At 66.4% G+C, this 9915-nt stretch carries 9 protein-coding genes and 1 tRNA gene; 4 read left to right on the top strand and 6 right to left on the bottom strand.

What is annotated here, in order from left to right; genetic code table 11:
- Positions 1–401: 401 nt before the first annotated feature.
- Positions 402–3197, bottom strand: coding sequence for a pyruvate dehydrogenase (acetyl-transferring), homodimeric type (gene aceE / locus HF989_RS10565; protein ID WP_168686352.1), 2796 nt, complete (start codon positions 3195–3197; stop codon positions 402–404).
- A gap of 200 nt (positions 3198–3397) precedes the next feature.
- Here aceE and HF989_RS10560 point away from each other — a divergent pair, with 200 nt between their 5' ends.
- Positions 3398–3802, top strand: a complete 405-nt coding sequence (locus tag HF989_RS10560) for a DUF3052 domain-containing protein (RefSeq protein ID WP_246234000.1) — start codon at positions 3398–3400, stop codon at positions 3800–3802.
- Positions 3803–3961: 159 nt separating this feature from the next.
- On the opposite strand, the gene HF989_RS10555 is transcribed toward HF989_RS10560, so the two are convergent.
- The 5 genes from HF989_RS10555 to HF989_RS10535 all read right to left on the bottom strand — a co-directional run bounded on the left by HF989_RS10555 (position 3962) and on the right by HF989_RS10535 (position 6541).
- A tRNA-Val gene (locus tag HF989_RS10555) sits at positions 3962–4034 on the bottom strand.
- Between the two features lie 45 nt (positions 4035–4079).
- Complete coding sequence (locus HF989_RS10550; protein ID WP_168686349.1) at positions 4080–4493, bottom strand: hypothetical protein; 414 nt, start codon at positions 4491–4493, stop codon at positions 4080–4082.
- 25 nt (positions 4494–4518) lie between these two features.
- Entirely contained in the window at positions 4519–5436 is a 918-nt protein-coding gene (locus HF989_RS10545; protein ID WP_343033608.1) for an SURF1 family cytochrome oxidase biogenesis protein, read from the bottom strand.
- Positions 5437–5442: 6 nt separating this feature from the next.
- Entirely contained in the window at positions 5443–5922 is a 480-nt protein-coding gene (locus HF989_RS10540; protein ID WP_168686348.1) for an arsenate reductase/protein-tyrosine-phosphatase family protein, read from the bottom strand.
- Positions 5912–6541: an HAD-IA family hydrolase gene (locus tag HF989_RS10535; RefSeq protein WP_168686347.1), complete on the bottom strand. Its 630-nt coding sequence runs from the start codon at positions 6539–6541 to the stop codon at positions 5912–5914. Before HF989_RS10535 ends, HF989_RS10540 begins: the two co-directional genes overlap by 11 nt.
- Before the next feature lie 36 nt (positions 6542–6577).
- Between HF989_RS10535 and HF989_RS10530 the strand changes: the two genes are divergently transcribed.
- Genes HF989_RS10530 through HF989_RS10520 form a run of 3 tightly spaced genes read left to right on the top strand, consistent with a single transcriptional unit; the run spans position 6578 to position 9569 of the window.
- The gene (locus HF989_RS10530; RefSeq protein WP_168686345.1) at positions 6578–7711 is read left to right on the top strand and encodes a Nif3-like dinuclear metal center hexameric protein; all 1134 of its coding nucleotides are present in this window, start codon (positions 6578–6580) and stop codon (positions 7709–7711) included.
- Positions 7712–7721: 10 nt separating this feature from the next.
- The gene (locus HF989_RS10525; RefSeq protein WP_168686343.1) at positions 7722–8420 is read left to right on the top strand and encodes a zinc ribbon domain-containing protein; all 699 of its coding nucleotides are present in this window, start codon (positions 7722–7724) and stop codon (positions 8418–8420) included.
- Between the two features lie 3 nt (positions 8421–8423).
- Positions 8424–9569: a bifunctional RNase H/acid phosphatase gene (locus HF989_RS10520; RefSeq protein WP_168686341.1), complete on the top strand. Its 1146-nt coding sequence runs from the start codon at positions 8424–8426 to the stop codon at positions 9567–9569.
- Positions 9570–9915: the final 346 nt, after the last annotated feature.

Below are 9915 nucleotides of genomic sequence, written 5' to 3'. Positions count from 1 at the left end.
CACCAAAGCCGGCACAAGCCTTCCAGCAGAAGTCAGCATCATCCGCACCACCACCCAAACCGCCCCACCCCCACAACCCATCACGATCTAACACCCAAACCCGTTCACAACCACTTGACACAAAGCGGAGGCTGCTGATTTGTTCACTTTCCGCGGGTCGCCTGAAACCCACCGCGGATTTGTTCACCGGGCCGTGAACAAATCCGCGAGGGCTTGAAATCTGGGTAGTGGGTGCCTCAGCGACGCATCACGGCAGAATCTGTCAGACGGCCCGCAAATGCCCAGGTCGGCCCAGGCGGTTGGCGGGATCGGTCAAGAACCAGCCGGCTGGAGGTCCCCGACCACAGGCATAACGAAAGGGGCGTTCCAGGCGGAACGCCCCTTCGTCGATAGGCAAGGTGCTACTCGGCGGTGTTCTCCGGGCCGACGTCCTCGGCGGAGTCGTCCTGGGTGGCGGCGGTCGGGTCGTCGATCTTCAGCTCCTTGGCTGCCTCGGCGGCGACGGAGCGGTCGATCTTGTCCTCGTTGGCCAGGCCCATGAGGGCCGCGACAACCATGGACTCGGCGTCGATGTTGAAGTAGCGGCGGGCGGCCTCGCGGGTGTCGGCGAAACCAAAGCCGTCTGCGCCCAGCACGATGTACTGGCCGGGCACGTAGGCGCGGATCTGCTCCTGCAGGTCGGACGCAAAGTCGGAGGTCGCGATGTACGGCCCAGAGGTCTGCTTCAGCTGCCTGGTGGCAAAAGCCTCCTCGACCGTCTCGCCCGGGTTGCGCAGCTGCTCGGCGGCCTTGCGCTGGCCCTCGCGGGCGAGCTCCGTCCACGAGGTCACGGAGTAGATCGCAGCGCCGACGTTGTACTGCTCCTGCAGGATCTCCTGGGCGCGCAGCGCCTGCTGCATGCCCACGCCGGAGGCCAGGAGGGAGACCTTGTTGTCCAGGTCCTTACCCTCGTCGTAGAGGTAGATGCCCTTGTGCAGGCCCTCCACGTCGAGGTTCTCCGGGCGGGCCGGCTGGTGGTGGGGCTGGTTGTAAACGGTGATGTAGTACATCACGTTCTCGTCCTTGCCCTCGCCGTTGCCGTACATGCGCTCGATGCCCTTGGAGATGATGTACGGCATCTCGTAGGCGAACGCCGGGTCGTATGGGATCACAGCTGGGTTGGTGGAGGCCAGGATCGGGGAGTGGCCATCCATGTGCTGCAGGCCCTCGCCGAACAGGGTGGTGCGGCCGGCGGTTGCGCCGACGATGAAGCCGCGGCCCATCTGGTCGCCGGCTGCCCAGAAGTTGTCGCCGGTGCGCTGGAAGCCGAACATCGAGTAGAAGATGTACATGGGGATCATCGGCTCGCCGTGGGTGGCGTAGGAGGTCGCCGCTGCGATGAAGGAGGCCGAAGAGCCGTCCTCGTTGATGCCCTCGTGCAGGATCTGGCCGTCGGTGGCCTCCTTGTAGGACAGCTGCAGGTCGTGGTCCACTGGCACGTAGTTCTGACCGTTGGGGTTGTAAATGCCCAGGGTGGGGAACCACGAGTCGAGGCCGAAGGTGCGGGCCTCGTCCGGAATGATGGGCACAATGCGCTTGGCCAGCTCTTTGTCCCGCATTAGCGACCTGAAGGTACGCACCAGTGCCATGGTGGAGGCGACCTTCTGCTTGCCGGAGTCCTTGAAGAGGGCCTTGAAGGTCTTTTCAAACTCGGGCAGTTCCAGCGGGGCGTAGTTCTCGCGTCGCTCCGGCAGGAACCCGCCCAGCTCCTCGCGGCGGGCCTTGAGGTACTTAATCTCCTCGGCGTCCTCGCCCGGGTGGTAGTAGGGCGGCAGGTACGGGGCCTTCTCCAGCTCTTCGTCGGAGATGGGGATTTGCTGCTTGTCGCGGAAGAGCTTGAGGTCCTCCAGCGCCAGCTTCTTCATCTGGTGGGTGGCGTTGCGGCCCTCGAAGTTGTGGCCCAGGCCGTAGCCCTTCACCGTGTGGGCGAGGATAACGGTCGGCTTGCCCTTGGTCTCCAGGGCGCGCTTGTAGGCGGCGTACACCTTGCGGTAGTCGTGGCCGCCGCGGCGCAGGTTGAAGATTTCCTCGTCGGTCATGTCCTCGACGAGCTTCTTGGTGCGCTCGTCGCGGCCGAAGAAGTGCTCGCGCACGTAGGCGCCGTCGTTGGCCTTGAAGGTCTGGTAGTCGCCGTCCTTGGTGGTGTTCATGATGTGGACGAGCGCGCCGTCCTCATCCTTCTCCAGCAGCTCATCCCACTCGCGGCCCCAGACCACCTTGATCACGTTCCAGCCGGCGCCGACGAAAAAGCTCTCCAGCTCCTGCACGATCTGGCCGTTGCCGCGCACCGGGCCGTCCAGGCGCTGCAGGTTGCAGTTGATCACGAACGTCAGGTTGTCCAGGCCGTACAGGGACGCCATCTGGATCAGGCCGCGGGACTCCGGCTCGTCCATCTCGCCGTCGCCGAGGAACGCCCAGACGTGCTGCTGGTCGGTGTCCTTGATGCCGCGGTCCTGCAGGTACTTGTTAAAGCGCGCCTGGTAGATGGCGTTCATCGGGCCCAGGCCCATGGACACGGTCGGGAACTCCCAGAACCCCGGCATGCCGTGTGGGTGCGGGTAGGACGGCAGACCGCCCTGCTCACGGGAGTGCTCCTGGCGGAAGCCGTCCAGGTCGTCCTCGGTCAGGCGGCCCTCCATGAAGGCGCGGGCGTACATGCCCGGGGAGGCGTGGCCCTGGAAGAAGATCTGGTCGCCGCCCTGGGGGGCGTCCTTGCCCTTGAAGAAGTGGTTGAAGCCGACTTCGTACAGCGCTGCGGCGGACGCGTAGGTGGAAATGTGGCCGCCAACACCGATGCCGGGGCGCTGCGCGCGGTGCACCATCACCGCGGCGTTCCAACGCATCCAGCGGCGGTAGCGCTTCTCAATCTGCTCGTCGCCCGGGAATTCCGGCTCGAGCTTCGTCGGAATGGTGTTGACCAGGTCGGTGGAAGACAGCGCCGGCAGCGGCACGCGCTTGGCGTTCGCGCGCTCGATCAGGCGCAGCATGAGGTAGCGTGCGCGCTCTGGGTCAGAATCCTCCAGCAGCCCGTCGAGGGAGTCCATCCATTCCTGGGTCTCCTCCGGGTCCGCGTCGTGCAGGTAGGACGCAACGCCCTCGCGCAGTGAGAGGATGTTGGTATCAACATCAGCCGCGTTCTTTACGCGCGCGTCTTCCATCTCGGTTTCTTTCTGGGCCACTTTGACCTCCTGGGTTCATTCGGGCAATACGCCCTTAAGAATACGTGGTTGTAAGCGGGGTTTCTTACAGCGGGTGGGCTTTGGTGAGACTAATCACCGCTTCTTCGCGCATTCCCTGCCTATCGACGTTAAGCTAACGCCCAAACCAACCACCTGAACTGCAACGGAGGACACGGAACTTGAGTGCCACAGGAGTGGACACCTACGCATCTCGGCTGGGGGTACGACCGGGCGATGTTGTGCAGGAGATCGGCTGGGACGAGGACGCGGATTCCGCCCTCTCCGAGGCCGTCGAGGATGCGATTGGCGCCGAGCTTCTCGACGAAGACGCGGACGAGCCCTCCGACACCATCTTGCTCTGGTTCCGCGAGGGGGACGGCGATCTCGTGGACGACCTTGTCGACATCTCCCGCGGTCTCAGCGCCGGCGGCCGCATTTGGCTGCTCACGCCCGGCGCGGGTTCCCCCGGGGTGGTCCCGCCCAGCGAGATCGTGGAATCCGCCCAGCTCGCCGGCCTGACGCAGACGAAGGCGGACCGCTTCGGTGCGTGGCAGGGCTCCTGCCTGACTCCGCGCAGCCGGTAACGGGTTCCGCCCACCTCCGCGTTTCCAGCTACAAGGATCCAGCTATTCGCGGTTTTTCGCCGATTAGCTGGGTCTTGATAGCTGGATCCGCGGCACGGGCGCGGAAAAAGCCCCGCCTCGGGGGGATTAGCATCCTCCCGGGCGGGGCCTTTCGGTCTGTGCGCCATGAGGGGTTCGAACCCCCGACCTACTGGGTGTAAACCAGTTGCTCTTCCAGCTGAGCTAACGGCGCGTGCAGGAAAAGACTAGCAGAGGTTGATTGCAGAACAGAAACTGCCTACAGTGCGCGGGATTCAATCGCAGCGAGGATGTCCAGCTCGAAGCGGGGAGAGGTGCCGTCGAACGCCACGTCGGCGACGTCCCACTCGGAAAACCGCACCCGGGCCGATCCGCGTACAGATCCTTTCGCGTCGGGGACAACCGCGAGGTACCACAACTCCATCCCCGCGGCGGCGCAGGCGCGTTCGGCACGGGCTTCCAAAGAACCGGGGCGGGACAGGGCAAACAGCGCGTCCTCGTCCGCGTCGGCCACCTGGGCCAGCACGGCGAAGGGGTGGTTGGAGAACAGCACGGGGTGGTCGGAGGCGGCGTCGTCGACGTCGTCGGCCTCGATGCCGTCCGCCAGCCCGACACCCGCGTTGTGGAGCGTGACCAGGGCGGAGTGGAGCTGTTCGGCGTTGATGGACGTCATCCGTCCCCCTTCGGCATAAGGAAAGCTAGCGTTCTGCTTCTTTATCGTAGGCCTTGGCCCACGGGTTGGCGCGGGAGGAGCCGTAGCGCTGACGGGTCCGGACAGTCGGGGAGGTCGCGTCGGACGGTTCCGGGTCGGGTGCGGGGCCGGGGGTGGCGTCGATACGCAATTGCTCCTGCTCGGCTGCGAAGCGGCGGCGCTCGCGGGAGTCGGAATAGAGGAAGTAGATCAAGCCTGCGGGCGCGGCGATGCCGAACAGGATCCACTGCAGGCCGTAGGAGAGGTGGTTACCACGTTCGAGCTGGGGCAGCGGGATGGGGTCGAGGACGCCGGGTTCCCCGCCGAGGAGCTGGATATACGGAGAGACGACCTCCGTGCCGGCGAGGGAGCCGACCTGGCCGGGGCTGATGGAATAGACCATGTCGTAGCCCTGCTCGTGCATGGGCGGGTTGGGGTGCTCGCCCTCGTCGGCGCGCAGCATGCCGGCGATGGTGACCTCGCCGGTGGGCGCGGGCGCAATGGGCGGCACCTGCGTGGAATCCTCGGCCTTCACCCAGCCTCGGTGGACCACGATCGCGCGGCCGTCATCCAGGGTGAACGGGGTAAGGACCTGGAAGGCGGGTGTCCCGTCGACGGGCCGCAGGCGCAGCAGGACGTCTGGGCCCGAATAGCGGCCGGTGGCCACCACGCGGGACCACTCGGCGTCCGGCTCGAGTGACCCGTCGGCGCCGAGGTGGTCCGCTAACGGCTCTGGGTCGTGGTCGAAGGCGGCGGAGATGTGCTCGTTGCGCTCCACCAGCGCCTCGTTCTTGCCCAGCTGCCACGGCGCCAGGAAGGTAAACGCGTAGTAGGAAAACACCCCGATCAGCAGCGCCGCGATGACCCACCCGGGGGTAAGCATCTGCCGCCACCACGGCTTTGAGGTCTGGTTACTGGCGCTCACGCCAGGTCAGTCTAGCTGCTCACGTACCCAGGTAATAATGCCGTCAGCTGCAGACTCGATCTGTTCGCGCACCACCGCAAAGCCCTCCGGCCCGCCGTAGTAGGGGTCCGCCACGCCCGCACCGTCCTCGGCGGCGGGGTCAAACGAACGGATGAGGCGCACCTTGTCCTCGTCCACGCCGCGGGCGACCAGCTCCGAGACGTGATTCGTATCCAGGGCGACAATCAGGTCCGCCTGCTCCTGCTCGTAGCCGAACTGCTGGGCGCGGTGTGCCTCGCCGTCGTAACCGTGCGTGGCCAGCTCCCGGCGCGCCCGCTCGTCGGCCTTTTGTCCCACGTGCCAGCCGCCGATGCCCGACGACGTCACCGTGACCGCATCCCCCAACCCCGCGTCAGCCAACTTGTTGCGCACGATCACCTCCGCCATGGGCGAGCGGCAGATGTTGCCGGTGCAGACGAAGTCGATGTGCAGGGGTTCAGAACTCACGGATAATCCTTTCCAGTTCGGCAGCGTCGTCCGCCACGTAGTCGGCCAGATCCCATTCCTCGGATGCGCCGTAGCCCCAGGTCACGGCGGCGCTCGGAATATTAAACGCGGCGGCGCCCTCAAAGTCGTGCAGGCGGTCGCCGATCATCAGCGGACGCTGCGGCGCGGCCTGGTCCAGCACGTGGCGGATCACGTCGACCTTTTTCGCGCGGGTGCCGTCGTTGGACGCGGCGCCCAGGAAGTCGATGTGCTCGAGCATGCCAGCGCGCTCAAGTGCGGCGCGGGCGAAGCGCTCGCTTTTCGACGTCGCCGTGCACACGCGGTAGCCCTCCCCGGCGAGACGCGCCACGAGATCGTCCATGCCGTCGAAGACCTCGAAGCGCTGCCAGCCCTCGTCCGACATGTAGCCCGAGTAGGCGCGCATGGCACGCTCCACCTGGACCTCGTTCATGCCCAGCGAGCGCATCGTCTCCGGCATGGGCGGGCCCGGGATGCGGCGGATGAAGGACTCGTCCGGCACGTCCCACCCAACGGCGTCCACGCCGATGAGGAAGCCCTGGCGGATGCCGGGGAAGGAGTCGATGAGCGTGCCGTCGACGTCGAAAAGCAATGTGGTCACGCCTTCCCACTGTTCCAAATTTGTAGGCTGGCTGCCATGACAGACGTAACTGTGGGAGACATCGTCGTTGCCTTGGAGGCCGCCTACCCGCCCGCGCTGGCGGAGACCTGGGACCAGGTGGGGCTGATCTGCGGCGACCCGGACGCGGAGGTGGGCAAGGTCGCCTTCGCCCTCGACTGCACCCAGGACGTGGCGGAGCGCGCTGTCGCCACCGGCGCCCAGATGCTTGTGGTGCACCACCCGCTGCTGTTGCGCGGGGTGCACTCGGTGGCGGCAAACACCCCGAAGGGCAAGGTCATCCACACGCTCCTCGCCGGCGGCTGCGCGTTGTTCGCCGCCCACACCAATGCCGATTCCGCTCGCCCGGGCGTGTCCGACAAGCTGGCGGAGCTGGTCGGCATCACACCCGGCAGGCCCATCAAGCCGGTGCTGCTGGGCGCCATGGACCACTGGGGCGTGCACGTGCCGCGCAGTGCCGCCGCCGACCTCAAACGCGCCCTGTTCGCCGCCGGCGCCGGCGAAATCGGCAACTACCGCGAGTGCGTCTTCTCCGTCGAAGGCACGGGCGAGTTCACCCCGGTCGAGGGCGCGAACCCCACCGACGGCGCCGTGGGCACGCACTTCACGGGCGACGAGATCCGCGTGGAGTTCGTGGCGAGGGCGGGGGATCGCCGGAGGATCGTCGAGAAGCTGCGGGCGCACCACCCGTACGAAGAACCCGCGTTCGACGTCGTGCAAATGGAGGACACCCAGGACCTGAACACCGCGACCGGCCTGGGTCGCATCGGCGAGCTGGAAGAACCCATGGCCCTGCGCGCGTTCACGCAGCAGGTGGCCAACGCGCTGCCGGAAACCGCGTGGGGCGTGCGCGCCGCCGGAGACCCTGACCAGGTTGTGCGCACGGTGGCGGTCTCATCCGGAGCCGGCGACAGCTTCCTCGCCGACGTGGCCAAGCTCGGGGTGGACGTGTACGTCACCTCCGACCTGCGCCACCACCCGGTGGATGAGCACCTGCGCGCCGGCGGGCCGGCCGTGATCGACACTGCCCACTGGGCCAGCGAGTTTCCGTGGACCGCCCAGGCGGAGAGTATCGTGGTTCCGTTAGGCGTGGACACCGAGATCCTGCGCATCCGCACGGATCCGTGGACCATTTCCGCGCACCCCGAGTAGAGGAGAAACGATGCACCTTTCCAAAGACCTGCAGCCCGTCCTCCTGCAGCTCGCGCAGGCCGACGCCGCCTCGGCGCAGCCCCGCGTCCGCGCCGAGGAGCAGGAGCTGCAGAAGCTTATCGACGAGCGCAAGCGCCTCACTGACGCCTCCGCCGCAGCCCAGCTCGCGGTGGACGACATGGAGCTGGAAATTCTGCGCATCCAGGAAGACGAGCGCAAGCTGAAAAAGCGCGAGCTGGACGACAAGCGCCAACTGTCCGCCGAGACCGATCCCGAGCGCCGCAAGGACTTGGAGCACGACCGCTACGCGGCGAAGTCCCGCATCGCGGACCTGCTGTCCGAGCTGAAGGAGGCGCACAACGAGATCGCGGCGCTGCGCAACAACCGCGACGTGCACGCCGCTCGCGTGGACGAGGCGAACCGCAAGGTCGAGGCCGCCCAGCGCGCCGTCGATGCCCTGCCCGAGGAAGAGACGGTGGATACGGACGGGCTCCGTGAGCAGCTGCCTGCCGACGTGCTCCGCGCCTACGACGACATCGGCGCCGCCAAGTTCAACGGCCGTGCCTGCGGCAGCTGTTTCATCCAGCTGCCGCCGGCTGAGCGCGCCGAGGTGATGGGCGAGCCGGACGACGAGCTGCCCACGTGCCCGAACTGCGGCACGCTGCTCGTGCGGGTCAAACCGGCTGACGCTGCGCCGACTGCGGAGTAGACCATGCAGGTCACGATGTACTGCGACGGCGGCTCCCGCGGCAACCCGGGCGTGGCCGGCTCCGGCTCGGTGGTCTACGACGCTTCCGGGGAGACGCTCGCCGAGATCGCCTACGTGGTGGGCAAGAAATCCTCCAACAACGTCGCCGAGTACTACGGCCTCATCCGGGGCCTCGAGGCATGCGCACAGATTGGCGCAACCCACGTGGACGTGTTCATGGACTCCAAATTAGTGGTCGAGCAGATGACCGGCCGCTGGAAGATCAAGCACCCCGACATGCAGAAGCTGGCCCGCGAGGCCCGCGAACTTGCTTCCGGTTTTGTGAAGGTCACCTACACCTGGGTGCCGCGCGCCAAGAACAAGAAAGCCGACGAGCTGTCCAACGTGGCCATGGACGCCGCCGCCCGCGGCGACAAACCCGGCATTGTCAAAGGCACCGGCGTGTGGGTGGGGGAGAAGGCGCCGGCTAGGAAACCGGAGGCCTCGGAGAAGCAGTCGCACCAGACTGCGAGCCCCGCGCACTGGGCCGGCACGGACGCGCCGCGCACGCGGTTCGTCCTGCTCCGGCACGGGCAGACACAGCACTCCGCTGAGCGGCGCTTTTCCGGCACATCGGACCCGGAGCTCACCGACACAGGCCGTGACCAGGCGCGCCGGGCAGCGGGGGCGCTGGATGTGTATGGCCCCATTGACGCCATCGTCGCCTCCCCGCAGGCCCGCGCGCAGGCGACAGCACGGATCGCCGCCGGCACGCTCGGGCTGGACGTGGTGACCGAGGATGGTTTGCGCGAGATCGCGTTCGGCGACTTCGAGGCGCTCACCCGCGATGAAGCCGCGGCGAAAGATGCCGCCGCGTTCGACGAATGGCAGGCCTCGCCGAACAACGCGCCTCCCGGCGGCGAATCCCTCACCGTGCTGCATCGGCGCGTAAGCCGCACCAGGCTGAAGCTGCAGGAGCGATACGAGGGCAAGACCGTGCTCGTGGTCACGCACATGACGCCGGTGAAGTCCTTCATCCGGCAGGCCCTGGGCGCGAACGCCGACATGTTCAAGCACGTCTTTTTGGACCTGGCCAGCATCTCGGTCGTCGATTTCTACGGTGATTATGGCGTGGTCCGCTGCGTCAACGACGTGGCGCATCACCGGTAGGTTCCCGGCGCTAGATGCGAGGGGGCGGATGTGAGGGGTTCGCCGTCGCTTTGGATCGCCCCGGCGCCGTTACTCGGCCCCCTCACATCCTGACCCTCACTTTTGGGGTGGGGCCGCATCCTGCCCTTCACTTTTGGGCCTAGATGCCTACCCGAGGATGCTTACCGGGTGAGGATGCTTACTGCTAAACGCTTACTCCTCGAGTAGCCCCGAAAAACTGGGGGTGCTGACTATTTCTTGGACCACTGGGGGCTTTTATACGCTCAGTGCCTGTCGGTACTGGGCGATGGTTGTATATCCTTCGGTCAGCGTCGACTTCAACCGTTCGTGGTTGTAGAAATCGACG

It is taken from the genome of Corynebacterium mucifaciens, from assembly GCF_012396315.1.
Classification (GTDB): Bacteria; Actinomycetota; Actinomycetes; order Mycobacteriales; family Mycobacteriaceae; genus Corynebacterium; species Corynebacterium mucifaciens.
Note: the sequence above shows the minus strand (reverse complement) of the source record. Positions and strands in the feature narration are given on the sequence as shown.